At 65.1% G+C, this 24994-nt stretch carries 22 protein-coding genes and 1 tRNA gene; 7 read left to right on the top strand and 16 right to left on the bottom strand.

Features of this window, described 5'->3' with window-relative positions:
- Positions 1-203: 203 nt before the first annotated feature.
- The 4 genes from htpX to def all read right to left on the bottom strand — a co-directional run bounded on the left by htpX (position 204) and on the right by def (position 3440).
- Complete coding sequence (htpX, locus tag C5O79_RS27725) at positions 204-1061, bottom strand: zinc metalloprotease HtpX (protein ID WP_011353570.1); 858 nt, start codon at positions 1059-1061, stop codon at positions 204-206.
- 101 nt (positions 1062-1162) lie between these two features.
- Positions 1163-1798, bottom strand: a complete 636-nt coding sequence (locus C5O79_RS27720) for a LysE family translocator (RefSeq protein ID WP_122474451.1) — start codon at positions 1796-1798, stop codon at positions 1163-1165.
- A gap of 120 nt (positions 1799-1918) precedes the next feature.
- Positions 1919-2902 (bottom strand): methionyl-tRNA formyltransferase, encoded by a 984-nt coding sequence (gene fmt / locus C5O79_RS27715; protein ID WP_122474452.1) that lies wholly within the window; start codon positions 2900-2902, stop codon positions 1919-1921.
- Positions 2903-2936: 34 nt separating this feature from the next.
- A complete protein-coding gene (gene def / locus C5O79_RS27710) occupies positions 2937-3440 on the bottom strand; it encodes a peptide deformylase (protein WP_006477461.1) in 504 nt (167 codons plus the stop codon).
- Positions 3441-3625: 185 nt separating this feature from the next.
- Between def and dprA the strand changes: the two genes are divergently transcribed.
- The 3 genes from dprA to C5O79_RS27695 all read left to right on the top strand — a co-directional run bounded on the left by dprA (position 3626) and on the right by C5O79_RS27695 (position 8180).
- Positions 3626-4972 carry a DNA-processing protein DprA gene (gene dprA / locus C5O79_RS27705; protein WP_236862301.1) on the top strand — a complete coding sequence of 449 codons (1347 nt, stop codon included), beginning with the start codon at positions 3626-3628 and terminating at the stop codon, positions 4970-4972.
- Between the two features lie 36 nt (positions 4973-5008).
- The gene (locus tag C5O79_RS27700; RefSeq protein WP_046544169.1) at positions 5009-5389 is read left to right on the top strand and encodes a thioredoxin family protein; all 381 of its coding nucleotides are present in this window, start codon (positions 5009-5011) and stop codon (positions 5387-5389) included.
- A 193-nt stretch (positions 5390-5582) separates the two neighbouring features.
- Entirely contained in the window at positions 5583-8180 is a 2598-nt protein-coding gene (locus C5O79_RS27695) for a DNA topoisomerase III (RefSeq protein WP_039353751.1), read from the top strand.
- A gap of 129 nt (positions 8181-8309) precedes the next feature.
- Here C5O79_RS27695 and C5O79_RS27690 read toward each other — a convergent pair whose 3' ends face one another.
- Positions 8310-9359: a LysR family transcriptional regulator gene (locus C5O79_RS27690; RefSeq protein ID WP_039353749.1), complete on the bottom strand. Its 1050-nt coding sequence runs from the start codon at positions 9357-9359 to the stop codon at positions 8310-8312.
- Between the two features lie 426 nt (positions 9360-9785).
- Between C5O79_RS27690 and C5O79_RS27685 the strand changes: the two genes are divergently transcribed.
- Positions 9786-10799, top strand: coding sequence for a D-2-hydroxyacid dehydrogenase family protein (locus C5O79_RS27685; protein ID WP_085041950.1), 1014 nt, complete (start codon positions 9786-9788; stop codon positions 10797-10799).
- A gap of 49 nt (positions 10800-10848) precedes the next feature.
- On the opposite strand, the gene C5O79_RS27680 is transcribed toward C5O79_RS27685, so the two are convergent.
- Positions 10849-11715 (bottom strand): patatin-like phospholipase family protein, encoded by an 867-nt coding sequence (locus C5O79_RS27680; protein ID WP_122474454.1) that lies wholly within the window; start codon positions 11713-11715, stop codon positions 10849-10851.
- 8 nt (positions 11716-11723) lie between these two features.
- On the bottom strand, positions 11724-12128 hold the full coding sequence (locus tag C5O79_RS27675; protein ID WP_006477449.1) for a PaaI family thioesterase: 405 nt from the start codon (positions 12126-12128) through the stop codon (positions 11724-11726).
- Between the two features lie 190 nt (positions 12129-12318).
- Between C5O79_RS27675 and C5O79_RS27670 the strand changes: the two genes are divergently transcribed.
- Positions 12319-12394 (top strand) — tRNA-Lys (locus C5O79_RS27670).
- A gap of 185 nt (positions 12395-12579) precedes the next feature.
- Positions 12580-13629, top strand: a complete 1050-nt coding sequence (locus C5O79_RS27665) for a DUF3592 domain-containing protein (RefSeq protein ID WP_122474455.1) — start codon at positions 12580-12582, stop codon at positions 13627-13629.
- Between the two features lie 30 nt (positions 13630-13659).
- Here the strand turns inward: C5O79_RS27665 and C5O79_RS27660 are convergent, their stop codons facing one another.
- The 5 genes from C5O79_RS27660 to C5O79_RS27640 all read right to left on the bottom strand — a co-directional run bounded on the left by C5O79_RS27660 (position 13660) and on the right by C5O79_RS27640 (position 21472).
- The gene (locus C5O79_RS27660) at positions 13660-15885 is read right to left on the bottom strand and encodes a DUF2235 domain-containing protein (protein WP_226148223.1); all 2226 of its coding nucleotides are present in this window, start codon (positions 15883-15885) and stop codon (positions 13660-13662) included.
- On the bottom strand, positions 15878-16810 hold the full coding sequence (locus tag C5O79_RS27655) for a DUF3304 domain-containing protein (RefSeq protein ID WP_311768287.1): 933 nt from the start codon (positions 16808-16810) through the stop codon (positions 15878-15880). The genes C5O79_RS27660 and C5O79_RS27655 overlap by 8 nt, the downstream gene beginning before the upstream one ends.
- Before the next feature lie 309 nt (positions 16811-17119).
- Positions 17120-17995: a DUF4123 domain-containing protein gene (locus tag C5O79_RS27650; protein ID WP_160313565.1), complete on the bottom strand. Its 876-nt coding sequence runs from the start codon at positions 17993-17995 to the stop codon at positions 17120-17122.
- A 74-nt stretch (positions 17996-18069) separates the two neighbouring features.
- The gene (locus C5O79_RS27645; protein WP_122474457.1) at positions 18070-20625 is read right to left on the bottom strand and encodes a type VI secretion system Vgr family protein; all 2556 of its coding nucleotides are present in this window, start codon (positions 20623-20625) and stop codon (positions 18070-18072) included.
- A 232-nt stretch (positions 20626-20857) separates the two neighbouring features.
- Positions 20858-21472, bottom strand: coding sequence for a CGNR zinc finger domain-containing protein (locus C5O79_RS27640; protein ID WP_047852365.1), 615 nt, complete (start codon positions 21470-21472; stop codon positions 20858-20860).
- An 81-nt stretch (positions 21473-21553) separates the two neighbouring features.
- On the opposite strand from C5O79_RS27640, the gene C5O79_RS27635 reads away from it, so the two are divergent.
- On the top strand, positions 21554-22369 hold the full coding sequence (locus C5O79_RS27635) for an alpha/beta fold hydrolase (RefSeq protein WP_122474594.1): 816 nt from the start codon (positions 21554-21556) through the stop codon (positions 22367-22369).
- A gap of 37 nt (positions 22370-22406) precedes the next feature.
- Here the strand turns inward: C5O79_RS27635 and C5O79_RS27630 are convergent, their stop codons facing one another.
- The 4 genes from C5O79_RS27630 to C5O79_RS27615 form a co-directional block, all read right to left on the bottom strand.
- The gene (locus C5O79_RS27630) at positions 22407-23165 is read right to left on the bottom strand and encodes an amino acid ABC transporter ATP-binding protein (protein WP_046544163.1); all 759 of its coding nucleotides are present in this window, start codon (positions 23163-23165) and stop codon (positions 22407-22409) included.
- Positions 23162-23842, bottom strand: a complete 681-nt coding sequence (locus tag C5O79_RS27625) for an amino acid ABC transporter permease (protein WP_071335259.1) — start codon at positions 23840-23842, stop codon at positions 23162-23164. Before C5O79_RS27625 ends, C5O79_RS27630 begins: the two co-directional genes overlap by 4 nt.
- A 14-nt stretch (positions 23843-23856) precedes the next feature.
- Positions 23857-24639, bottom strand: a complete 783-nt coding sequence (locus tag C5O79_RS27620; protein ID WP_122474595.1) for an amino acid ABC transporter substrate-binding protein — start codon at positions 24637-24639, stop codon at positions 23857-23859.
- 179 nt (positions 24640-24818) lie between these two features.
- Positions 24819-24994, bottom strand: a 176-nt coding sequence (locus tag C5O79_RS27615) for an aldehyde dehydrogenase family protein (RefSeq protein WP_131931925.1), incomplete at its 5' end; no start/stop codon positions are given.

Raw genomic sequence — 24994 nt, 5'->3', positions numbered from 1 at the left:
AACGGGCACAGCAAGCAAATGCGGCAAACGGCGGGATCGCGGCGCCCGTGGGCCCTGCGATACCAAACCGGGCATTGTAGCGTGCGATGCTGCAGGCCCTTTGGCCCCTTTACGGCTCGTGCAAATGAAACACCCCGCAGCGCGGAGCGTGCGGGGTGGTGCGGCGGCCCCCGCGCGGCAACTGCCGCACGGTGTGCCGTGGCTTAGTCGAAGCGGCCGGTACGCGCCATCTCCATCAGGCGCGCGATGCGCTCCTCGGTGGCCGGGTGCGTCGAGAACAGGTTTTGCAGGCCGCCGCCGTGCAGCGGGTTCATGATCATCATCTGCGCGGTGGCCGGATGCTGCTCGGCTGCCTGGAACGGGATGCCTGCCGCATAGCGATGGATCTTGTCGAGCGCGGTCGCGAGCGATTGCGGATCGCCGGAAATCTGCGCACCGCCACGGTCGGCCTCGAACTCGCGTGCCCGCGAAATCGCCATCTGGATCAACGCGCCTGCGATCGGTGCGAGCAGCGCGACCGCGATACCCGCGATCGGGTTGGCCGGCCGGCCATTCTCGTCGCGCCCGCCGAAGAACATCGCGAAGTTCGCGATGGCCGAGATCGCGCCCGCCATCGTCGCGGTGATCGTCGAGATCAGGATGTCGCGGTGCTTCACGTGTGCAAGCTCGTGCGCCATCACGCCGCGCATCTCGCGCTCCGACAGCACGCGCAGGATGCCCGTCGTCGCGGCGACCGCCGCGTGCTCGGGGTTGCGACCCGTTGCGAACGCGTTCGGCGCATCCTCGTTGATCAGGTAGACGCGCGGCATCGGCAGGTTCGCGCGCGTGGCCAGCTCGCGCACCATCCGGTAGAACTGCGGCGCCGTGTTCTCGTCGACTTCCTGCGCGTTGTACATGCGCAGCACCATCTTGTCCGAGAACCAGTAAGAGAAGAAATTCATGCCGAGCGCGAACAGCAGCGCGATCGTCATGCCCCGCGAGCCGCCGATCATCCCGCCAATCACGATGAACAGGGCCGTGATCGCGGCCATCAGCATCGCCGTTTTGACCCAATTGAACATACCCACTCCTTATCCGTCAGGGGCCCGCCGCGCATCAAAAAGGGCGCGACGGAAAATTGTAAGCGCTTTGTTAGATAAGGTCTTGCCGGAAAAATTCAATCTCACCGTTGCGATGTTGCAAGACGAAGACCGAGGCCGACGAAAGCGCTGCCGACCGTGCGGTCGAGCCATTTCTTGACGCCCGGCTTGCCGGAGAAGCGCGCCGTGACACTGCCCGCGACCCACGCAACGAAGCTGGTCCACACCGTGCTCATCGCGACGAACACGCCGCCGAGGGTCAGGAACGCCCATGCCTTGTGCGGGCTGTCGGCCGACACGAACTGCGGGAAGAACGACACGAAGAACAGCACGACCTTCGGGTTCAGCACGTTGGTCCAGAAGCCCTGCATGAACAGCTGGCGCAGCGGCTTTTCGGCTTGCGTGGCCGCCGTGCCGGACGGCTCGGCTGCCTGCTTCGCGATGATCATCCGCACGCCGAGGTAGATCAGGTAGGCGGCGCCGACCAGCTTGATCACCGTGAATGCGGCAGCCGATGCCGCGAGCAGCGCGGTCAGGCCGAATGCGCAGGCGAGCGCGTGAACGCAGCAGCCGGCCGAAATGCCGAGCGCCGACATCAGCCCCGCGCCGCGGCCCTGCGCGACGCTGCGGCCGACGATATAGGCTGTATCGGGGCCAGGCGTGACGTTCAGCAGGAAGACCGCCAGCACGAAGAAGCCGAAATGGGTGATGCCGAACATGAAAACCTCGAAACCGGAGAGCGCAGGGAAATTCTACGCGCGCCTGCCGCGCCGCGCGACTCGGCCATCCGGCCGATTGCGCACGCCCGGCAGGCCGTGTCGAATGGTGGTCAGGCCGTGTCAGGCAACGTCGGTCAGCGCGAAACGCTGGCCCGCGGCGAGCGGTGAGCCGGCCAGGAATTCGCGCGCGGGCAGCCGCTTGCCGCCCGGCTTCTGCAACTGCGTGACGCGCAGCGCACCGCTGCCGCATGCGACGACCACGCCTTCCGGTGCGGCTTCGACGATCGTGCCGGGCGCCGCGTCGCCGCGCGCCGCCACCGGCTCGGCTGCCCACAACTTGATCGCTGCGCCGTCGAGCGTCGCGACGCAGCCGGGGAACGGGTCGAACGCACGCACCTGGCGCGCAAGCACGTCGGCCGGCTTGCGCCAGTCGAGCGCCGCTTCGTGCTTGCCGATCTTTTCCGCATAGGTCACGCCGTCGGCCGGTTGCGGCGTCGCCGGCAGCACGCCGTCGCGCTCGAGCTTCACGAGCGCGTCGACGATCAGTCGCGCGCCTTCGGCGGCGAGCCGGTCGTGCAGCGTCGCGGTCGTCTCGTCGGGCGCGATCGTCACGCGCGCTTCCTCGATCATCGCGCCGGTGTCGAGGCCGATGTCCATCTGCATCAGCGTGACGCCCGTCTCGGCGTCGCCGGCCTCGATCGCGCGGTGGATCGGCGCGGCGCCGCGCCAGCGCGGCAGCAGCGACGCGTGAATGTTGATGCAGCCGTCGCGCGGAATGTCGAGCACTTCCTGCGGCAGCAGCAGGCCATATGCGGCGACCACCATCACGTCATGCGGCGTCGAGCGCAACAGCTCGATCGCGTCGGCCGCCTCGGCCGGGTACTTGCCCGCGCGGCGCAGCGACGGCGGTTGCGCGACGGGCATCCCGTGCTCGACGGCGTAGCGCTTCACCGCGCTCGCCTGCAGTTTCATCCCGCGCCCGGCAGGGCGATCGGGCTGGGTGAGCACGAGCGGTACCGGAAAACCGGCCTCGTGGATCGCGGCGAGGGCAGCCGCGGCGAATTCCGGCGTGCCGGCAAAAACTACGCGCAACGTATGGGTCATGACAGCGTTTGGGGTCGGGCTGGGCGAACGCGCGTTACATCGCGCGTTCGAGTTTCTTCATCTTCGTCTTGATGCGCGTCTGCTTGAGCGGCGACAGGTATTCGACGAACACGCGCCCCATCAGGTGATCCATCTCGTGCTGGACGCACACGGCCAGCAGGCCCTCGCAGTCGAGCTCGAATGTCTCGCCCTGCTCGTTGAGCGCACGCACGCGCACATGGTCGGGACGCTCGACTTCGTCGTAGATGCCGGGCACCGACAGGCAGCCCTCTTCATAGATCTGCTTTGCATCGCTCGACCACACGATCTCCGGGTTGATGAACGCGCGCAGTTCGTTCTTCTCCTCGGAGACGTCGATCACGATCACGCGCTCGTGCACGTCGACCTGCGTGGCCGCAAGGCCGATGCCCGGCGCCGCATACATGGTCTCGGCCATGTCGGCGACGAGCTTGCGGATCCGGTCGTCGACCTTGTCGACGGGCTTCGCGACCTTGTGCAGCCGCTTGTCGGGGTAATGAAGAATATTGAGTAAAGCCATGGCGTTCGGTATTCGGTGGAGCGGCGTGCCGCATCGGCCATCCGGCCGGCTGGCGCTGCCGCCGGGATGCAATGAAGATGAGGCGGACGCGCGGCGAATCAATGCCGCGGATCATGCCTCCTGCAATCGGCCGGGCGCCTGCGCGCGCGGCCCTGTCGAGTATTTCGGATGATGAAAATTTTATCATGGCGCCACGCGGTCCGCTGGCCACCGCATTCGAGGGGCGCCTCATGTCGCCGCACGCGCTGACCACCTCCGCCGTGCGCGCGTGGCTGCAGCTCGCGCATGCGCCTGGGCTCGCCCCCGCCGCGCTGCAGGCACTGCTCGATGCGTTCGGCTCGCCGGACGCGCTGCTGCGTGCGCCCGACCACGCCATCGCCGCCGTGACCAGCGCCGCCGCCGCCCTGGCCGTGCGGGCAAGCGAGCGCGGCGATCTCGACGCGCGCACCGACGCCGCACTCGCGTGGCTCGACGCGCCGGGCAATGCGCTCGTCACGCTCAACGATCCGGCCTATCCGCCGCGGCTGCGCGACCTGCACGATCCGCCGCTGCTGCTATATGTAAAGGGCCGGCTCGACCTGCTGCACGCGCGCAGTCTCGCCGTGGTCGGCAGTCGTCACGCCACGCCGCAGGGGCTCGCCGACGCAACGCACTTCGCACGCGAGCTGTCCAACGCGGGGCTGCCGATCGTGTCGGGCCTCGCGCTCGGGATCGACGCCGCCGCACATCGTGGCGGGCTCGACGGCCGGTCGGGCACGGTCGCGGTGATCGCGACCGGCGCCGATCTCGTTTATCCGGCGCGGCACCGTGCACTCGCCCACGAGATCGCCGCGCGCGGCGCGATCGTGTCGGAATGGCCGCTCGGCACGCCGGCCCGCGCCGCCCACTTCCCGCAGCGCAACCGGCTGATCGCCGCGCTCGCAATCGGCGCGCTCGTCGTCGAGGCCGCGCCGCGCTCCGGCTCGCTGATCACCGCGCGGCTCGCGAACGAATTGGGGCGCGACGTATTCGCGATGCCGGGCTCGATCCATGCGCCGCTCGCACAGGGCTGCCACGCGTTGATCCGCGACGGCGCGAAGCTCACGGCGGCGCCGCTCGATGTACTCGAAGAATACGGGCTGGGAGAAGCGAAAACCGGCACGGCGAGCGGTGCGGCGTGTTCCAGGCATCCGTGCGCGGGCACCGGCGACCGTCGCGAAACCGAATCCGCCACTCAGCGTGCCGCTACCGGTGTTATTCACAATGGCGATGCTGTTCCGGCCATCGCGCCTGCCCGCAACGAAGCCCCGTCGCCGGCACCACCGCTGCCCGCCACCCCGTCCGAACAGGCCGTGCTCGCTGCATTGGGATACGGCCCCGTCACCTACGAATGGCTCGCCGAGCACAGCGGTCTGTCTGACGACGTGCTGCACCGCGCGCTGCTTGCGCTGGAACTGGCCGGCCGCGTCGCCAGCCTCCCCGGCGGACGCTTCGCACGGCTTGACGTGGCGCGCACCCCGCCCGTGCACGGCGTGCTACATTCCCCCGCATAGGGGCGGCCCGGCCGCCGACGATACCCAAGGAAACCCATGCCCGCGCTGAATCTCGACACCGATGCGGATCGGATCGCCGAGCGCCTCGCCGATCCCGGCACGTTGCTCGTCGCCTGCCTGTGCGCCGAGTGGTGCGGCACGTGCCGCGATTACCGGACGGCCTTCGACCAGCTCGCCGACGCACATCCGGACGCCTGCTTCGCCTGGATCGACATCGAAACGCATGCCGACCAGCTCGACGATCTCGACGTCGAGAACTTCCCGACGATCCTGATCGAAGATGCCCACACCGCCCGCTTCTTCGGCACGGTGCTGCCGCATGCGGCGATCGTCGAGCGGATGCTGTCCGACCTGAGCGCGGTACCCGGTGCGCCGCACGCACCGAAATTGCGCAATATCCTGGCCGTCGAAGCCTGAATTCGCGAGCCGGCCCGGGGGTTTTGCGCGCGTTTGCGCGCCCCGCCGCGCCGGGCGCTTGCCGCCGTTGCGGCCCCCCTCTATGATGGGCCGCTTTTTACGCGCTGAGCCGCCATCGCTGCGGCGTGTGCTATAAAGCGGTCGTAAAAGGGACCCACAACCGGCGAACCCGGTCTACCAACACACACCTGTCATGTCCAAAGCACTGATCATTGCGGAAAAGCCTTCTGTCGCGAACGACATCGCACGCGCTTTGGGCGGCTTTACCAAGCATGACGAGTATTACGAAAGCGACGATTTCGTCCTTTCGTCCGCTGTCGGCCACCTGCTGGAAATCGCCGCCCCGGAAGAGTACGAGGTCAAGCGCGGGAAATGGAGCTTCGCGCATCTGCCCGTCATCCCCCCGCATTTCGACCTGAACCCGATCGCAAAAAGCGAGTCGCGCCTCAAGGTGCTCACCAAGTTGTTGAAGCGCAAGGACGTCGACCGTCTGATCAACGCGTGTGACGCGGGGCGCGAGGGCGAGCTGATTTTCCGCCTGATCGCGCAGCACGCGAAGGCGAAACAGCCGGTCCAGCGCCTGTGGCTGCAGTCGATGACCCCGCAGGCGATCCGCGACGGCTTCGCGAATCTGCGCAGCGACGCGGACATGCTGCCGCTCGCCGACGCCGCACGCTGCCGCTCGGAAGCCGACTGGCTCGTCGGGATCAACGGCACCCGCGCGATGACCGCGTTCAACAGCAAGGGCGGCGGCTTCTTCCTGACGACAGTTGGCCGCGTTCAGACGCCAACGTTGTCGATCGTCGTCGAACGCGAAGAGAAAATCCGCCGCTTCGTCCCGCGCGACTACTGGGAAGTAAAGGCCGAATTCGCGTGCGCGGGCGGCTTCTACGAAGGCAAGTGGTACGACCCTAAATTCAAGCGCGACGAATTCGATCCGGAAAAGCGCGACTCCCGCCTGTGGAGCCTGCCGGCTGCCGAAACGATCGTCGCCGCGTGTCGCGACCAGGTCGGCACGGTCTCCGAGGAATCGAAGCCGTCGACGCAGCTGTCGCCGCTGCTGTTCGACCTGACGAGCCTGCAGCGCGAAGCGAACAGCCGCTTCGGCTTCTCCGCGAAGAACACGCTCGGTCTCGCGCAGGCGCTGTATGAAAAGCACAAGGTGCTGACCTACCCGCGTACCGATGCGCGCGCGCTGCCGGAAGACTATCTGTCGACGGTCCAGTCCACGCTCGAGATGCTCAAGGAGAGCAACAACTACCTGCCGCATGCGAAGCAGGTGCTCGACAAGGGCTGGGTGAAGCCGAATAAGCGGATCTTCGACAACTCGAAGATCAGCGACCACTTTGCAATCATCCCGACGCTGCAGGCGCCGAAGTCGCTGTCCGAGCCGGAGCAGAAGCTGTACGACATGGTCGTGAAGCGCTTCCTCGCCGTGTTCTTCCCGGCCGCCGAATTCCGCGTCACGACGCGGATCACCGAAGTCGCCGGCCATCACTTCAAGACCGAAGGCAAGGTGCTCGTCGAGCCGGGCTGGCTGCAGGTGTACGGCCGCGACGCCGAAGGCGCGGATGCGAACCTCGTGCCGGTGCAGAAGGACGAGAAGGTGAAGACGGACGAAATCGCCGCCGTCGCGCTCGTCACGAAGCCGCCCGCACGCTACTCGGAAGCGACGCTGCTGTCCGCGATGGAAGGCGCGGGCAAGCTCGTCGAGGACGACGAACTGCGCGAGGCGATGGCCGCTAAGGGCCTCGGCACGCCGGCCACGCGCGCGGCGATCATCGAAGGCCTGCTCGGCGAGAAATACCTCGTGCGCGAAGGCCGCGAACTGATCCCGACCGCGAAGGCATTCCAGCTGATGACACTGTTGCGCGGGCTCGGCGTGAAGGAACTCACCGCGCCCGAGCTCACCGGCGAATGGGAATACAAGCTGTCGCAGATGGAGCGCGGCAACCTCGGGCGCGAAGCGTTCATGCAGGAAATCGCCCGCATGACGCAGCAGATCGTGAAGCGCGCGAAGGAATACGATTCGGACACGATCCCCGGCGATTACGCGACGCTCGAGACGCCGTGCCCGAACTGCGGCGGCCAGGTGAAGGAAAACTACCGCCGCTTCGCATGCACGAAGTGCGAGTTCTCGATCTCGAAGATCCCAGGCAGCCGACAGTTCGAGATCGCGGAAGTCGAGGAGCTGCTGCGCGAGAAGACGATCGGCCCGCTGTCCGGCTTCCGCAGCAAGATGGGCCGCCCGTTCTCGGCGATCCTCAAGCTGTCCTTCGACGACGAGACGAAGAACTACAAGCTCGAGTTCGACTTCGGTCAGGACACGGGCGGCGAGGAAGGCGAGGCGCCCGATTTCTCCGCACAGGAGCCCGTCGGCGCGTGCCCGAAGTGCAAGGGCCGTGTGTTCGAGCACGGGATGAGCTACGTGTGCGAGCACTCGGTGGCCAACCCGAAGACCTGCGACTTCCGCTCGGGCAAGGTGATCCTGCAGCAGGAAATCACGCGCGAGCAGATGGGCAAGCTGCTTGCCGACGGCCGCACGGATCTGCTGCCGAACTTCAAGTCGTCGCGCACGGGCCGCAACTTCAAGGCCTTCCTCGTGAAGCAGCCGGACGGCAAGATCGGCTTCGAGTTCGAGAAGAAGGAGCCGAAGGCCGCTGCCGCGAAGAAGACAGCAAAATCGGCGACGAAGGACGCCGAAACCGTGACGGAAGGCGCCGAAGAGAAACCGGCACCGGCTCGCAAAACCGCCGCCCGCAAAACGACGGCGCGCAAGACTGGCTCGTGACGGCCTGTCGGGCCGGGGCTCTCCCGGCCATGCCGAACGCCGGCAGGTAGCCATAAAAAAACGCGGATCGATTGCTCGATCCGCGTTTTTCTTTGTGCCGGCGGCAACCGCCGCCCGGCCGTCGCGCCGTTACAGCGGCGACGGCGCCGCGACGCGCGTGCGCGGCGAACGCGGCAGGCGCGGCGACAGGTTCGGGTCGGCCGACTCCGGCTGCTCGGCACGCGTCTCGACACCGATCGGCGCGAGCACCGAACTCTGCGCGGCCCACTGCTCGCCCATCGTCGCGTCGGTCGAGTGGCTGAAATGCTCGACGAGGTGATCGATGAACGTGCGCACCTTCGCGGGCAGATGGCGCCGGCTCGGGTAAGCGATGTTGATCTCGACCTGCGGCAGCCGGAAATCCGGCAGCAGCCGTACGAGCGCGCCGCGCGCGATGTCGCCGCCGATCAGGTAGCTCGGCAGGATTGCGACACCCATCCCGAGCAGCGCGAACTGGCGCAGCATCGCGGTGTTGTTCGCGACGATCACGTTGGTCGGGCGCACGCGCACTTCGCCGTCCGGCCCCGTGAACACACGCTCGTCACCCCAGTATTCGGTCGGCAGGCTCAGGCTCGGGTGCTCGGCGAGATGCTCCGGATGGGTCGGCACGCCGTGCTTCTCCAGATAGCTCGGCGTCGCACACACGGTCATGCAGCCGGTGGTCAGGCGCCGCGTGACGATGCTCGCGCTGCGCATCTGGCGCGTGACGACGATGCCGACGTCGAAGCCTTCCTCGACGAGATCGACCTGCCGGTCGACCAGCGTGAGATCCGGCACCACTTTCGGGAAATTCTCCGTGTACGACTGCAACACGGGCGCGAGGTTGTGCAGGCCGAACACGACCGGCGCAACGATGCGCAACGTTCCGACCGGCTCGTGATTGCGCGCAACGACCATCTGCTCGACGTCCTCGAGCTCATCGAGGATCTGGCGAGCCCGCTCCAGATAGACCTGGCCTGACTCCGTCAGGGAAAGACTGCGCGTAGTGCGGTTCAGCAAACGCGTGCCGAGCCGGCCTTCCAGGTCGGCGACGTGACGCGTCGCGACCGCGTTGGAGATATCCATTGCACTCGCGGCCCGCGCAAAACTGCCGAGATCTGCAACCTTGACGAACACGCGCATCGACTGCAAATGATCCATAAACGACTCCTGCCGCTGTTACAACTTCAAAAAGATGAAGCAAATGCGTAATTCTCCTACGACAGCGGAAATGATGCAGAGTTGCTCAACAAGCCCCCTGTTGACGATAAAAATAGTCAAAAATCCTCGGCTTCTGCGGATAGTTGATCCAATTATTCTGATTGGAGCAACAATTGGGTGAACCTCGTCGAGTAAGCGGCCGAATCAGGAAGGACGTATTTGATGCGACACAACAGCGCACCCTTCCGCCCGCCGCGCGAGCGGCTCCGGGTCAGGCTGCCGCCAATTGCGGCGGAGCGTAACAACCTGTTAAAAAGACACCGTGAAGGCAGCCGACGTAGCATCATGTCGGCCCCGGCCGGGCGGGACGGGTGCGCAACGTGCGCCGCCGCCACCGCCGCTTTCAACGCGCGACACCCGCTCACCATGAAAATTGCCATCCTCGACGACTACCAGGACGCCGTCCGCAAGCTGAACTGCTTCGAGATGCTTGCCGACCACGACGTGAAGGTCTTCAACAATACGGTGCGCGGATTGGGACAACTCGCCAGCCGTCTGGCGGAAGTCGAGGCACTCGTGCTGATTCGCGAACGGACCCCGATTTCGTCGCAACTGCTCGCCAAGCTGCCGAACCTGCGCATGATCAGCCAGACCGGCCGCATTTCGAGCCACATCGATCTCGAAGCGTGTACCGACCGCGGCATCGCGGTGCTCGAAGGCACGGGCTCGCCGGTTGCCCCCGCCGAACTGACCTGGGCGCTCGTGATGGCCGCCCAGCGCCGCATTCCGCAATACGTCGCGAACCTCAAGCAAGGCGCGTGGCAACAGTCGGGCCTGAAGACGTCGGCGATGCCGCCGAACTTCGGCCTCGGCCAGGTGCTGCGCGGCCAGACGCTCGGCATCTGGGGCTACGGCAAGATCGGCCGGCTCGTCGCCGGCTACGGCAAGGCGTTCGGGATGAACGTGCTGATCTGGGGCCGCGAGCATTCGCTCGAGGCCGCGCGCGCCGACGGCTATACGGCCGCCGAAAGCCGCGAAGCGCTGTTCGAGCAGAGCGACGTGCTGTCGCTGCACCTGCGCATGCATGACGACACGCGCGGAATCGTGAAGCAGGAAGACCTGATGCGGATGAAGCCGACGTCGCTGCTCGTCAACACGAGCCGCGCCGAACTGCTCGAGGAAAATGCACTGGTCAACGCGCTGTCGCACAACCGTCCGGGAATGGTCGCGATCGACGTGTTCGAGAGCGAGCCGATCCTGCAGGGCTACAGCCTGCTGCGGATGGAAAACGTGATCTGCACGCCGCACATCGGCTACGTCGAACGCGAAAGCTACGAGCTCTATTTCAGCGCGGCATTCCGGAACATCCTGGCGTTCGACCAGGGCGACATGTCGAGCGTCGTCAATCCGGAAGCCCTGACGCCGCGCCGCGTGCGCTGAGCGCCGCGGGCCGCGCCTGCCGCGCGGCCCCGCTTCGGGCTTCCCGTCTTCAGGCGGCCACGCGGCCGCCCGTCATCGCGCCGACGCGCGTGAGGAAATGCTCGCCGTCGCGCCGCCCGAGGTCGTACGCATGCCGCATCTGCGACGGGCTCGTGTAATCCCAACTCGAAATCGGCACCTTGCTCGACGGCTGCACGTACAGCCGCCGCTGCTCGCCGTGCGCGACCGTGAACATCTGCGGGCGCGGGTACAGCCGCGTGACGAGCACCAGCACGTCGCCGGGTGCGGGGTCGAGCGCGTCGACCGGCACGTTGTCGACCATCCCGCCGTCCAGCACGGGCCGGCCGCCGCGGCGCAGCACCGGCGTGAACGGCGGCGTGCAGGACGACTGCAGGATCAGGTCGGCGAGCTCGTCGACGCTCGTGCAGGCCTGCGCGCGCACGAATTCCGGCCGAAAACCGAGCGTGCGCCCGAGCGTCGGGTGCAGCGTCTTGCGCACGTACTTTTCGATGTTGTACGCGACGAGGCCGGCGGCCACTGCGCTGCGCGCGCCGAGCCAGCGCGGCACGTGCGACACACCGATGCGGATCTCCGGCGCCGCGGCAAGCTTCGCGAACGGCTCGCCGTAGATGTCGAGCAGCGCCTGACGGTAAATCCGGTAATGCGGAAACACGGGCTCGCGCCCGAACAGGTTGCCCCAGTACGCGTTCTTCCGGTTGTGGCGCAGCGCCTCTTCGTAATAGCGCATCACCCAGGCGGCATCGCGCGTATACAGCATGCACGCGGTCGCCGCGCCGGCCGAGATGCCGGTGATCACGCGCGGGCGCAGGCCGAGCGCCGGCTGGGCGATGTCCCAGAAGCCAGCCTGCCACCAGCAGCGATTGCCGCCGCCCGCAAAGACGATCTGGTCGAACATCGCGCCGCTCAGCTGACGAGCGCGTAGGTCGACGTCGCGTGGACGGCCATCTTGCCGTCCTCGTCGAACAGCTCGACTTCGCCGAACACGAGGTTGCGGCCCATCCGCAGCACGCGCGCGGTGACGAGCACGTCGCCCTTGCGCACGGGCCGCATGAAGTTCGTGTTCAGCGATACGGTGGTCATCGGCCGGAACTCGCCGAGCGCGGCCGAGATCGCGACCACCATCGCGGTGTCGGCCGCCGCCGTGAACACCTGGCCGCAGATGATGCCGCCCGAATGGCGGAATTCGCCGGAAAACGGCAGGCGCAGCGTGACGCTGTCGTCGCCGATCGACACGGGGACCAGACCGAGCGAGCGGACCCAGGGGGCCAGCAGGCGATCCAGCAATTCGCGGACTGCGTTTTCGTCCATCTTCGAAAGCCCTGAGAGCGTTGCGCGACCGCCGCGCAACACGTGTGGCGTCATCATACCGGGAGCGCGGAAACTGCGATCGCTCGTCATCGGGCCGACAGCTACCGTCGTCGTTGCGAAATATTTTGAGGAAATTTGCAGAAAGAGCTTGCAAGACTCGAAATACCCATGCATAATCTTTCTTCTGTTGGGGGCGTTAGCTCAGTTGGTAGAGCAGCGGACTCTTAATCCGTAGGTCGAGTGTTCGAGTCACTCACGCCCCACCAGGAATTCCGAAGCCCGGTTAGCGAAAGCTAACCGGGCTTTTTCCTTTTCCGCCGCCGCATTCGTGGCGCGCCCTGTCGCAGTACGTCACCACACGCCCGCTCCGCATCGTTTCCGCTAGAATCGTCCGACAAATATCACACGACCGGCGCAGGCACTGCCGTTTGCCCGCCGGCACTGAGAGAGCATGGGACGTCAGACATGGAAGCATGTAACCGAGACGCGACCATTCAGAGAGCCTGGTTGCGCCGATATCGGCGAGTCCGTCGGGACACGCCACTCCCACGATCACGCTGGCATCCGCAGTGCGACGCACGAACCGGATCCGGTCATGCCGGGTAAGGACGCGCTCGTCGCGCTGGCGCTCGGCGCCGTGCTGCTCGTACTGGCGGGCGTGCTCGCCGTCACGGCCGGCCAGGCGACCGGCCACCTCGTCCGCACGCCGGGCACGGTCGTCCGTATCGTGCAGGACAGCAACGCGATGCGCGCGTACCGGCCGATCGTCGCGTATCTTGCGAGCGACGGGCAGCGCCGCGAGGTCGCCGGCAATACCGCCTCGACCATCCCCGCCTACGACATCGGCGAGAACGTCGACGTCCTGCTCGATCCCGTCCATCCCGAGCGCCCCGCGCTGATCGACGATTTCGCGCAACGCTGGTTTCCGGCGGCGGTGTCGGCACTGCTCGCCGTCGCGTCGTTCGCGATCGGCGCCCTGCTGATCGCCGGCAAGCGCCATCGCATGCAATCCGATGCACCGCCGACCCGGGCCCGGCGCAAACAGGTGCGACGCCGCTGGGATATCGCAATCGTGCTGATTCCGATCACGATCGGCACGGGCTTCATTGCCGGTGCCGGTGCAGCCGGCCTGCGTCAGTGGCAGATCGCCCACCACTACGCGCGCTCTACCGGCCACGTCGTCGAGATCGCAACAAATGCGCGGTCGGCCCGTTCGCGCACCGCGTTGCATTCGGCGCTCGTCGCGTTCACGACCGACAGCGGGCGCCAGATCACGTTCGCCCAGGGCGCGGCGTCGTCGCATCCGGGCCTGCGCGAAGGCGAAGCGGTCAACGTGCTGTACGACCCCGTCACCCCCGAACGCGCGGTCGTCGACCGCTTCTGGGATCGCTGGGGCCTCACGGCCATCCTGCTCGCAATCGGTGCGCCGTTCCTCGTGGCCGGGCTGTTCGTCGCCGCGACGCTGTGGCCGGAGCAGCGGCACCGGGAAGTGGCGCCGTAGCGGCGCGCGGCTACGCTCCTCCTCGACGCGTCATATGCCCGGCAGGCGCGCCGGCGTCGACGCGTCGATCGTCTGATTCTGGCGATCAGCGTGCTTCGCACGACGCTCGTCGCGGTCATGCTGCTTCTTCTCCGCCGCGAAGTCCGTCGTGCCGAACGTATCCGTCGCACGCGTCTGGAAGTACAACGGACCGGAGAGCAGGTGATCGTGCCAGCTCGTCAGCATCGTGTCGTGAACGAGAAAATCGAACAGCGCCATCACTTCAGCAGGCAATGGATTCTTGCCCGCGACTGCCTCGCTCCAAACCTTGGCCAGCGCAACCTGGTCCGGCGAAAGCAACGACTCCTCGATCACCCGGACGCTGGTATCGACATCGGTTCCCCACGGCTGGATGCGCTGCGTCTTCACCCTCTCCGCCGCACGCTTCAGGCTGTCCTGCCGCGCCGCCCGCTGGGTCATCTCCGCTGCCTCGCGCTCCAGCCGCTCCCACACGCTTTCGGCCGGCCGGGCGAGTTCGACCCGCGTCTTGCGCAACGCGATGTCCTCGGCCCGGTTCGCGTCGTCAAGCCGGCTTTGCGCTTCGATCAGCTTCTTCGTACTGCCGAACGGGCGCCGGCGCTCGGCGTCGTAGGCCGCCTGCGCATCCTGCTTGGCCTTCAGGAGCCGCTGATGCTCCGCCTTGAAGCGATCAGCCTCCTGCGTCACCGACGAGCGGAACGCCGGTGACTGGTAACGCACGGCGATCCAGCGGATAAACACCTGCATGTGCGCCTGGAAATCCAGCCCCGGCTTGCGCGGCACGATCTTCTGGTACGCGTTGATGAGCTCGGGCATCGTGTAGGAAGCGCCGCCTTCGGAGATACGCCGGGCCAACGAAAACCGCTGGTACGTCAAAGGCTTGTACTTGTACAGAAGTTCCATCGAGTCGATCGCGACACCTGCCTCGTATGCGGCATTCAACATGTCGCGCAACGGAATGCGCTGCAACTCCGCCCGCGCACCGAGCGACCCTGGCGGCGCGCCTCCCGTCACGTCTTCGCTCGTTCCGGGATACAGGTACTGCTCGCCACGCGTCTTTTCCAGGCTGTCGAGCCGCTGGTAGAAACGCAATTCGTGCGCAGCCGCGAAGTGGACGCAGCGTTGCACGGCCGCCGGCACGGCAAGGCTCAAGTCGCCGAAGTTCTGCTTGAGCAGGTCGAGCACCGGCAACGCGCTCAGCAGCTTGTTTTCCTCCATGACCGACGACACCGCATCGAACAGTCCCATGAATTTGATCTCGATCGGCACACCCCGTATCGCGAGATCACTGGCACTGCGTCGCTTGTACTTCTCGGCGAGTTCGTTCGCAAACACCCGTGCAACCACGGCCCCTCGGTCGGCAGCAAAAATCGACACCTGGATCCGCTGCAGTTTCTGGCGCTCCTTCAGTGCGTCGTCAAACGTCTTCTCGAACTGCTCCAGCGCCATGGTCACACGGTCCTGCACGCCCGTTCCCATAACACGGGCAAGCGCGCGGCTGTCGCGAAACCACGGTATCGAATCGAGCCCGGTGGTGATCACCGTGCCCTTGACGAAGGTCCAGCCGAATTTCCACGGATGTTCGGCGAACTCATACAACGTCGAACGTAACACGGCGCGGCCGCGTCGGACGTACCGGTCGGCCGACATCATCTTCACCATGCGCAGCACCCGGTCCGGCAACTGCTCGGCCGTCTTCACGATGTCGTTGAAGGCAGCCGCCACCGGTTTGAACGAAAGCTCCGACCAGCCTTTCTTGATGCCTTCCTGCATCGTCTTCTCGGGATCGATCTTCAACCGGCTGCTACCCGAAATCTGGCCAGGCAGGCCCTTCAATCTCTCAGCCGCACGGCTCTCCACAGTTTTCGTGACCTTGTTTCCCGTGCTATCGAGCACCCCGATCTTCGCCTCGGAATTCAGGTCCGTACCGATTCCCGAGTAATAGTAGCGATACCAGAGCTCATTCGAGTAAGTGGGCGTCTGACGCCGACGGTCATCCTTATCCCGGTGAGCCTCGAACAGCCGGCAGATGTTCGAGAAGCGTGAAGTCGCCGGATCGTCTTCGTTACGGCTTCGCCCGAAACCGTCGAAGAAGAATCCGACATGAACGATACCGCCGCACGGAATACAGTCGTCCGACTTGTATGCCTGAACGCTCGCGGCCCGTTTGCTGCGAATCATCTCCGGCGTCCGGTCGGCCGGATCCAGGTTGTTGTTGTCAATCTCGGGATCAGCCACGGACCACCTCCTTCTGCTCCGGACGGAAGCGCTTGATCTCATCGACGGTGGCGGGTGACAGCTTCCGCATCGCGTCACCGAATGCATCCGGTTTTCCCTTCGTTTCCACGAGGATTTTCTGCACCGCCGGGTATTCATCGAAGCGCGGATTCACGATCAATGCGTAGTAGACGTACTGTTCAAGATCCTTCTCGCTCGTCAGCCCGTACTTCTTCCAGCCGTCCGCCGCTACGCGCACGGTGCGTCGGAACGACTTCGCATCATCGAGGTTGTCCGGGTTGGCCGCCTTGCCGTACGTCCGTTGAAACCACTCGTCGACCTTTGCGTAGGAAATCCGTGCGCCCTGCAGATCGTCGCGGAATTCGAATTCAACGTGATCGTCCGGATAAAAGTGCAGGGCCAGCACATTCTGGCCCGGCTTGCCCTTCACTTCGGCCGGCGGCATATGCACACGGGCCGTCTTCCTGATCACGGAAATATCCTGCTGCGCATCGATCTGTTTTTGTGCAGCGTCTGCGTCGTAAACATCCCAATCGACCGTGAAATCCGTGCCTTTCAGGGCATAACAACAACTCACGCTACCCGCACCCGAGCCTGGCATCAGATCGCCGCCGCCACTCGCCTTGTTGCCGTACTGATCTCGGACGACAAAGTGATCGAGGTTGTACGACGTATAGTTGAACGCCTCGACCCCCACGCTACTGTAGACCGGCTCCGATGACGACATGTCGCATGCCGACAGCGACATCGTCGCCACGATCATTGCCGTAACGGCAGTCCGGCCGATAGCGCACGAGAACCACGTGGACATGTTGAACGATTTACCCATTCCAGGACTTGTTCCTTGTTTTGATTTCAACCCACTATGCTCGAAAGCGCTTGATTTCATCTGGCCTGGCTTGCCCTTCACTTCGGTCGGCGGCATATGCACACGGGCCGCCTTCCTGCACTTCTCAAGCGGTGCGCAAAGATCGGGGGCCGTCGTCGATATCTCAAATTGCCCGCTCGACCGTGAAGTGCGCACCCTTGGACGTATAACGACAACTCAGCCCCCTCTCCTGCGCCCGGCACCAGATCCCCGCCACCTGTTGCCGCACATCCTGAATTGTCCCGAATAACGAAATAAGTCAGGCTGTACGGCGAGCAGTTAAACCCCTCGACATTCAAGTCGCTGTCCACGCGCTCCGATGCAAGTCGGTCACGCGCCGAAAGCAGGACGAACGTACAGATCGGCTCATCCATTTCCCGTCAACTCGTCGACATGCCGCTCAACCGCCGCCTCGACCGCATCCAGCGTCGCCGACGCGCTCTCGCCATCTGCGAGCCGCTGCAAGATCGGCTGCACCGCCGGATGCTCGTCAAACGTCCGCGAGATCAGCACACCCAGGATCGTATATCGCGCGAGCGCTTGCTCCTCCTTCAATCCGTACGTGGCTGCGCGCGCAAGCTGCGTCTCGACCCGCTCGATCCAGTCGGCGTCCGCCACCTCGTCTTCGTCCACGTCGCAGGACCGTCTGAGTTGCATCGCCAGCTTGTCGGGATAACCGACTTCGAGCAGCCGCCGGTGCTGCACTTCGCTCAGCATCAGCGGCGTCGGATCAGGCGTGTACAACGGCGGCTGCGAATTGCGCCACACTACCGGCCGGTTCCGGCGATCGCGACTGCCCAGTGCATGGCAGGGCGCAACGAATGCCTGCCACAGTGCCGGCTCGAATCCCTGATGCAGCCGCGTCAGCACGCGGTTGTCGTAGAAATGCAGGTAGAAAAGCCGCAACGCCGGATTGCGGAACGTGCAAAAACGCCGGAAGTGCTGCGCCAATGCATCCAACCCGAATGGCGATGCCACCCAGGTCAGCATCGGACGATCGGCCACATCCATCCACAACTGTCGGAGCAACGCGTGGCGCCCGTCGCGGCCGTCGAGCACGTCGGGTTCAATCGCAATCAGGTATGGTGCGATGTCGTGATACGCCGCCGTCGACAGGCCGTCCCACAGCGACACGTATCGCCAGCTGCGATCCTCGACCCAACGCTTCTGAAGATCTGGCTGACTCCGCGTGTCGACCAGCAGGTACAGGGACGATGCCTGCCCGTCGCGCGGTGCGAGCAACGATGTACGAAGATAGTCGACATGCCGCAGCCACGGGTCGTCGGCACGCTCGACGGTCCGGATATCACTCATCGTCAGGCTCCAGTGAACATGTCGCACCCGTGATGAGCGCCGAGCAGGCACTCCTTGTAGACACCGTTCGGCAGTTGGGGCAACGGATATGCCTGACTCGTCGGCCCGGAAAAATTGTGCTGCGCGCCTTTCACGTCTATTTTTCCGGGTGCATGCAGCTCGATGTTGCCGTCCTTGATCCGGATGTACGCCCCACCCGACGTCAACAGGATTTCCTGCTTCGCCGCCACATCGACCGTCTGCGTGGCAGACATGACCTTGACCGCCTTCTGCGCGGTCAACTCGATGTCGTCCGTGTGCGCCCGAATCTCGACCTTGCCCTTGCCGGCGAACAGCTTCATCCCCGCGTTCTGCGCAAACAGGCTGATCTTCTCGATCACGCCGGCAATCAGGGACTGGCCAGCCGCAACATGCGCGCTGCCGCCGCTGACCACGTTGGTCTGGTGCGCCGCACACAGGTGCACGTCCTGTTGAGCGGACAACGCAATGCCTGCCGGACTGCCGAACAGCATCAGCGGCAGCGAGAACGCATTGGCGCTGCCGGTTCCACCACCAGCCGTGCGCCCCCCCGACGACTGGGGCGTATCGGCTTTCCGGGTCGCGTCGGCGAATGCCTTCAGTACGTCGTGGCCATCCTTCAGGCTCTCTGCCCGATGCTGTTCGCTCACCCCCGACATCGTGTCGAGCAGTTCAGCGGAGCCGAACAGCTGCTGACGCGCGTCATCGACGTCGAGTGGCTGGCTGGCCACCGTTTTCGGGTAAGTCGACAGATACAGCCCCTGGCCAGCGCGCATTGCACCGTATGCGTCGGTTCGCAGGTCGAAGCCGCTGCCGAGATACCCGCCGCGCGAATTGCCGCTCTGCTCGATCAGGTAACCGAGGTGAAGCATGCTGTTCGCGTTGCTGCTGAACAGCTTCGCCCGGGTCTGGCCCGTCGCGTCGTCCAGCGACATTTCGTTGTAGCCGCTGCCCGCATATTCCTTCGAGCGAAACCCAGACAAAATACCGTTGCTGTGCCATTGCGGCCGTGTTGCACCGTTGTAGACGCGATGCAGCACAACCGGCCGGTCGCAATCGCCGCCGACATAGCCGACGATCACTTCTTCGCCGACACGCGGCAAATGCACGCTGCCATATCCGCTGCCGCTATCCGATTGTGCGACACGCAGCCAGCACGACGCGCGCTCGTCGCCGGCATTGCTCCGATCCCAGACGAACCGGACCTTGACCCGGTTCAGCTCGTCCGTATACACCTCTTCGCCCTTCGGGCCGACCACGATCGCCGTTTCAAGGTGCATCAGCGGCTTGTCGTGCTCAAACGGACTGCGGAACGGCAAGCTCACGCGCTGCGCCTCAACCTCCACCCGATAAAACCCGGCGCTTCCGTCCTCGTGAGACGCGGACGACGATACGTTCTGCGTCCGCTCCGCGCGTGCGTCGTCGATGCGGCGCTGGAGGCTATGCGGGAAATCTCCGTCGCGCACCGAGCCCGGCAAATTGTTCTCGATGTAGCGCCGGACCTTGATCGCAGCGAACTGACGCTGCTCGACTGAATCGGCATCGTGCATCGGGTGATGGTCAAGCGTGAAGCGGCGCCCCGCATCGATGCCGCGCACACCGCCGATGCCGTGAAAACGCTTCGCGCGCGACTCCCATTCCTCCAGCCGGACCGACGACAGCTGCTCGCCGAGCGCCTGAGCACCATAGGTATATGCGCCGGTGTACTCGTAGACCTCGGCCTGCACGGGCAAATCGCCCTGGTCCCTACGCGTCGGCAACGTCGTGCCTTTCGGCGAAAAGGCCGTCGGCGGCGACTTGTAGTCGAACGTCCGGGTCGTGTATTGCGTGCTTTGAAGCGTGCGCGATCCTGACCATTGCGTAAACGCGTCGACCTCGCTTCTGCTGCCGAAACGGGAGAATTCGACTGTTTCCGGCAACATTGCATCGACCGTGTGGATATCGTCGGTCACGACGAGCGTATGGGATGTCCCATCGGCCGCATGCCGCCAGAAGCCGAACAGGCCTTCCTGCTCCATCAGACGATGCACGAAGTGCCAGTCGGTTTCGCTTTGCCGGCAATACGAGCGCGTCGGCAGTGGGCGCGACAAGGCGAATTCGAATCGACCTCGAGCCTGTGGATGCATCGCAAAAACGTCCGCGATGATCTGATCTGCCGGCTGGTCCTGCCAGTACCGCATATCATGGCGAAACTTCAGAAAATGCATCCAGGACGCAACGATCAACTGATAACTGGTCAGGGCGCCATCGGAGCCAAGGCGTCGCGCGGTATGCACATAGCCGTTGAGCGGCTGATAAGACGCGTTCGCCTGCCGGACCCAAAGCGTCATCGGCTGCGCGATGAGGATCTTGAGCTCGAGGCTGGCGGCCGCGGACAGCATGTCGATCGTGATGCTGAAGTCTCGGCCAAGTTCGCCATCGATAATTGCGCGCCGCGGAACCAGCGCATTTCCAGGCAGCGCTGGAATATCCGATTTCATCAGGCGATCTTGCTGAATCAGGCCACCTCGAATGGCCTGAGCCAGGTCGGTTGTATTCATGTATTACCCGCCGTTTTTGATTCGCTCGTGCCGGCGCGCTCTCTCAGGCGCACCCGTCGTACCTTACACGAATTTTACAGATATACTCACTTTCCGAGAAAGATCGACCACGCGACCTATTCAGGATGTTTCACAAAAATTGAATGTCTTGCCGCCTCGGATAACAAACCGGCAATAAATACTGAAAACAAGAGCGTATTGGCTGGAACGGCAGGCATCATCCGTGCGCCGCTCACCGCTCCCTGAACGCCTCCACCTTCGCGCGGTTCCCGCACGTGCGCATGTCGCACCAGCGGCGCCCGACGCCGCGGCCGCGATCGACGAAGAACCACGTGCACCGGCCGCACTGCCTCACCCGCGCGAAATCGTCGCTGCGCAGCAGTTGCTCGAAGCCGAGTGCGGCCGCATCGACCCAGCGCGACGCGGCGCGCGCGTCGGGCCGCCACGCGAATCGGCCGTCGACCGCATCGAACGCGCTGCGCCCGATCGCCTCGCGAATCGCGACGGCGAGCCGGTCCGCCGCGCGCAGGCCGTCGCTGCCACCGCCTTCCGCCGTCAGGTGCGCGACCGCGACATACGCATCGTCGCGAAAGCGACGCAGCGCAGCCAGCTCGTCAGGCCCGTCCTGCCGCGGATGACGCAGCAGCCGCGCCAGATCGTCCGGCGCCAGCAATCCCGATTGCTCCGCCCACGCGCGCACGGCCGGCCAGTCGACGAGCTTGTCCGCGTCGCGTGTCTTGCCCGTATCGGCCACCGTGTTGAGGAAGTCGAGCGCCGGATGGCCGCCGACGAAATCGGCCGCACCCCATGCGTGCGCGTGCCGCGCAGACTCGGATCGAGTAACCATTTAATTTCACCTATAGGTTTCACATCCGGAGAATCCGGCGTAACCTGTTAACAACCAAAACAGGTTAGCACGGAGATGCCGATGCTCGAACTCGCCAACCGCTTCAATTTCGAAGGCCACCGGATTGCCTGGGGAACGATCGGAGAAGGCCCGCCGCTCGTGCTCGTGCACGGCACGCCGTTTTCGTCGCAGGTATGGCGCCGGATCGCGCCGTGGCTCGCGCGGCGTCACCGCGTGTTCTTCTACGACCTGCTCGGTTACGGTCAGTCCGACATGCCGGACGCGGATGTGTCGCTCGGCCGCCAGAACGGGCTGTTCGGCGCGCTGCTCGACGAGTGGGCAATCTCACGTCCCCGCGTACTCGCGCACGACTACGGCGGCGCAACCGTGCTGCGCGCGCACTTCCTCGACGGCGTCGCCTATGCGGACCTCACGCTCGTGAATCCGGTCGCAATCGCGCCGCAGGGCTCGCCGTTCGTGCGCCATGTCGCGCTGCACGAAGCCGCCTTCACCGGATTGCCCGCGTATGCGCATCACGCGCTCGTGTCGGCTTATCTCGGCAAGGCGGTCGCCCGGCCGCTGAGCGACGAGGCACTGTCGATCTACCGTGCGCCGTGGCTCACGCCCGACGGTCAGGCCGCGTTCTATCGCCAGATCGCGCAGATGCGTCAGCGCTACATCGAGGAAGCCGAAGCTCGTTACGCGCCGCCGGACTTTCCGGTGCGCATCGTATGGGGCGAGGACGACGCGTGGATTCCGCTCGACCAGGGGCAGGCGCTGGCCGATCGCATCGCAAACGGCCAACTGATCCGGGTGCCGCGCGCAGGCCATCTGGTGCAGGAAGATGCGCCGGAGGCGATCGTCGCGGCGGTGCTCGACGGTCCAGGGCAAGGTTGACGCCCGCTGTAGTGCATATCGTTTTTCGCGTGCCGCGTCAGAACACCGGCACGCCCTGCGCAAGCGTCGAGATGAACTTCGCGGTGCGTGGATCGCGCGGATCGCCAAACAGGTCGCGCGATGCACCGGCCTCGACCACGCGGCCCTCCGCGAGAAACACCGCATCGTGCGCGATCGACGCGGCCAGGCGCAGGTCGTGGGTGGCCATCAGCATCGTCGTGCCTTCTCGTGCGAGCTGGCGCAGCACCTCGATCACTTCGACGGACAGCTCCGGATCGAGCGCCGACGTCGGCTCGTCGCACAACAGCACCTGCGGCGACGGCGCGAGCGCACGCGCGATCGCAACACGTTGCTGCTGGCCGCCCGACAGCGTACCGGGCCACGCGTCGGCCTTGTCCGCGATGCCGACCTTCTCGAGCAGCGCGAGCGCACGTTCACGGGCCCGTTCGCGCGGCCAGCGCTGCACGGTGACGAGCCCCTCCATCACGTTCTGCACGACGCTCAGGTGCGGAAACAGCTGGAAGTTCTGGAACACCATGCCGGTCTGGCGGCGCACCGCGAACACGGCGTCGCGCGCCGGCCGATGCGCCGGAGAGAAGTCGATGCGTGCGTCGCCGACCGTCAGCGTACCCGCCTCGGGCACTTCGAGCAGGTTCACGCAACGCAGCAGCGTGCTCTTGCCGCTGCCGGACGGCCCGATCAGCGCCGTCACGCTGCCGGGCTGCAATGCGAGGTCGATCCCGTGCAGCACGCGATGCGTGCCGAACGACTTGTCGATGCGTTCGAGCCGGATCATCGCAGCTCCGCCTGGAACAGCGCATGACGGCCGAAGCGGATTTCGAGGCGACGCTGCAGCGTGGACAGCACCGAGCTGAGCAGCAGATAGACCAGCGCGGCTTCCGTATAGAGAATCATCGGCTCGTAGGTCACGGCGGCGATCCGTTGCGCGGCCTGGAAGATCTCCGGCACGGTCAGCACGGCCGCGAGCGACGTGTCCTTCACCAGCGAAATGAACGAATTCGACAGCGCGGGCAGCGCGACGCGCGCGGCCTGCGGCAGGATCGCGCGGCGCAGCGCCTGCGGGCGCGTCATCGCCATCGAGTACGCGGCTTCCCACTGCCCCTTCGGAATCGATTCGATCACGCCGCGGATCACCTCGGCGTTGTACGCACCGACGTTCAGCGAGAAGCCGATCACCGCGGCCGTCAGCGGATCGAGCACGATGCCGACGCTCGGCAAACCATAGAAGATCACGAACAGCTGCACGAGCAGCGGCGAGCCGCGAAACAGCCAGATGTAGAAACGTACGACGGCTTGCGCCCAGCGCGGCCCGAACAGCCGCGTGAGCGCCGCGCCGAAGGCGAGCAGCAGGCCGATCGCGAACGACGCGAGCGTGAGCGGTACCGTAAACACGAGCCCCGCAACCAGCAGGGGCCGCAGCGATTCCGCCATCAGGTGAAGCCAGGCCGGCATCGTTCAGCCTCGCGTCACGGCTGCGACACGTCGCGGCCGAAATACTTCTGCGAGATCTTCGCGTAGGTGCCGTCGGCCTTGATGTCAGCGAGTGCCTTGTCGATCGCGGCCACCAGCGCGGGGCTGCCCTTGCGCAGCAGCACGCCCGATGCGTCGCTCGCGCCGCCCGTGTCGGTCGCCGCGATCTTCAGCTTCGCGTCCGGCTTGTGCTTGCGGAAATCGAGGTACGACAGCGAATCGTTGATCGTCGCGTCGACGCGCCCCGAACTCAGCAGGTCGATCGATTCGTTGAAGCCCTGCACGGGGACGACGTCCGCGCCGTGCGCGGCCGCGAGCTTGCCGAAATTGCTGGTCAGCGTGTTCGCGGATTTCTTGCCCTTGAGATCGTCGAACGAGCGGATCGTCGTGTTGTCCGCGCGCACGATCAGCACCGCGCGCGACGTGATGTACGGTGTCGAGAAATCGTATTTCGCCTTGCGCGCGTCGGTGATCGACACTTCGTTGACCACCGCGTCGTAGCGGTTCACGTCGAGGCCGGCGATCAGCCCGTCCCACTTGCCTTCGACGAACTGCGGCTTCACGCCGAGGCGCTGCGCGATCGCGGTCGCGATATCGACGTCGAAGCCCGTCAGCTTGCCGGTTTCGTCGTGGTACGTGAACGGTGCATACGTGCCCTCGGTACCGACCCGCAACACGCCGGACGACTTGATCTGCGACAGGTCGTCGGCTGCCAGTGCGCTCGCGACCGAAACGGCCTGCAGCATGGCGACGACCAGGATGGAGCGAAGGAATTTCATGGTGCGGACCCCGAATGATTGGAGGGAATTTTCCCGCGGCACATACGTGCCGTTCGAGAGGTCCGCGAATTCTACCGACGCGCCGAGGCCCGGCAAAAAAGCAAATCGGCTATCGATATGAGCCGATCGAATAACGCGCGCACCGGCCACGAAACCGGTGCACGCGGCTTACACGCCACTTACCATGGCAGCGAATACGTCTTCGTATTCGTGAAGCTCTTCATCGCCTCCTGCACGCCTTCCTTGTAGCCCAGCCCCGAATCCTTCACGCCGCCGAACGGCGTCAGCTCGAGCCGGTAGCCGGGCACTTCGCGCACGTTCACGCTGCCGACTTCCAGCTCGGTGATGAAGCGCG

The sequence above is a fragment of the Burkholderia sp. SRS-25 genome, assembly GCF_004343765.1.
In the GTDB taxonomy this organism is placed as follows: Bacteria; Pseudomonadota; Gammaproteobacteria; order Burkholderiales; family Burkholderiaceae; genus Burkholderia; species Burkholderia contaminans.
The sequence above is the reverse complement of the archived record's forward strand: the minus strand, read 5'-3'. Positions and strand labels throughout refer to the sequence as shown.

Excerpts from the sequence above, each read along its gene's own strand:
- htpX (WP_011353570.1), bottom strand. The coding sequence starts at position 1,061 with ATGTTCAATTGGGTCAAAACGGCGATGCTGATGGCCGCGATCACGGCC.
- C5O79_RS27720 (WP_122474451.1), bottom strand. The coding sequence starts at position 1,798 with ATGTTCGGCATCACCCATTTCGGCTTCTTCGTGCTGGCGGTCTTCCTG.
- fmt (WP_122474452.1), bottom strand. The coding sequence starts at position 2,902 with ATGACCCATACGTTGCGCGTAGTTTTTGCCGGCACGCCGGAATTCGCC.
- def (WP_006477461.1), bottom strand. The coding sequence starts at position 3,440 with ATGGCTTTACTCAATATTCTTCATTACCCCGACAAGCGGCTGCACAAG.
- dprA (WP_236862301.1), top strand. The coding sequence starts at position 3,626 with ATGGCGCCACGCGGTCCGCTGGCCACCGCATTCGAGGGGCGCCTCATG.
- C5O79_RS27700 (WP_046544169.1), top strand. The coding sequence starts at position 5,009 with ATGCCCGCGCTGAATCTCGACACCGATGCGGATCGGATCGCCGAGCGC.
- C5O79_RS27695 (WP_039353751.1), top strand. The coding sequence starts at position 5,583 with ATGTCCAAAGCACTGATCATTGCGGAAAAGCCTTCTGTCGCGAACGAC.
- C5O79_RS27690 (WP_039353749.1), bottom strand. The coding sequence starts at position 9,359 with ATGGATCATTTGCAGTCGATGCGCGTGTTCGTCAAGGTTGCAGATCTC.
- C5O79_RS27685 (WP_085041950.1), top strand. The coding sequence starts at position 9,786 with ATGAAAATTGCCATCCTCGACGACTACCAGGACGCCGTCCGCAAGCTG.
- C5O79_RS27680 (WP_122474454.1), bottom strand. The coding sequence starts at position 11,715 with ATGTTCGACCAGATCGTCTTTGCGGGCGGCGGCAATCGCTGCTGGTGG.
- C5O79_RS27675 (WP_006477449.1), bottom strand. The coding sequence starts at position 12,128 with ATGGACGAAAACGCAGTCCGCGAATTGCTGGATCGCCTGCTGGCCCCC.
- C5O79_RS27665 (WP_122474455.1), top strand. The coding sequence starts at position 12,580 with ATGGGACGTCAGACATGGAAGCATGTAACCGAGACGCGACCATTCAGA.
- C5O79_RS27655 (WP_311768287.1), bottom strand. The coding sequence starts at position 16,810 with ATGCCGCCGACCGAAGTGAAGGGCAAGCCAGGCCAGATGAAATCAAGC.
- C5O79_RS27645 (WP_122474457.1), bottom strand. The coding sequence starts at position 20,625 with ATGAATACAACCGACCTGGCTCAGGCCATTCGAGGTGGCCTGATTCAG.
- C5O79_RS27640 (WP_047852365.1), bottom strand. The coding sequence starts at position 21,472 with ATGGTTACTCGATCCGAGTCTGCGCGGCACGCGCACGCATGGGGTGCG.
- C5O79_RS27635 (WP_122474594.1), top strand. The coding sequence starts at position 21,554 with ATGCTCGAACTCGCCAACCGCTTCAATTTCGAAGGCCACCGGATTGCC.
- C5O79_RS27630 (WP_046544163.1), bottom strand. The coding sequence starts at position 23,165 with ATGATCCGGCTCGAACGCATCGACAAGTCGTTCGGCACGCATCGCGTG.
- C5O79_RS27625 (WP_071335259.1), bottom strand. The coding sequence starts at position 23,842 with ATGCCGGCCTGGCTTCACCTGATGGCGGAATCGCTGCGGCCCCTGCTG.
- C5O79_RS27620 (WP_122474595.1), bottom strand. The coding sequence starts at position 24,639 with ATGAAATTCCTTCGCTCCATCCTGGTCGTCGCCATGCTGCAGGCCGTT.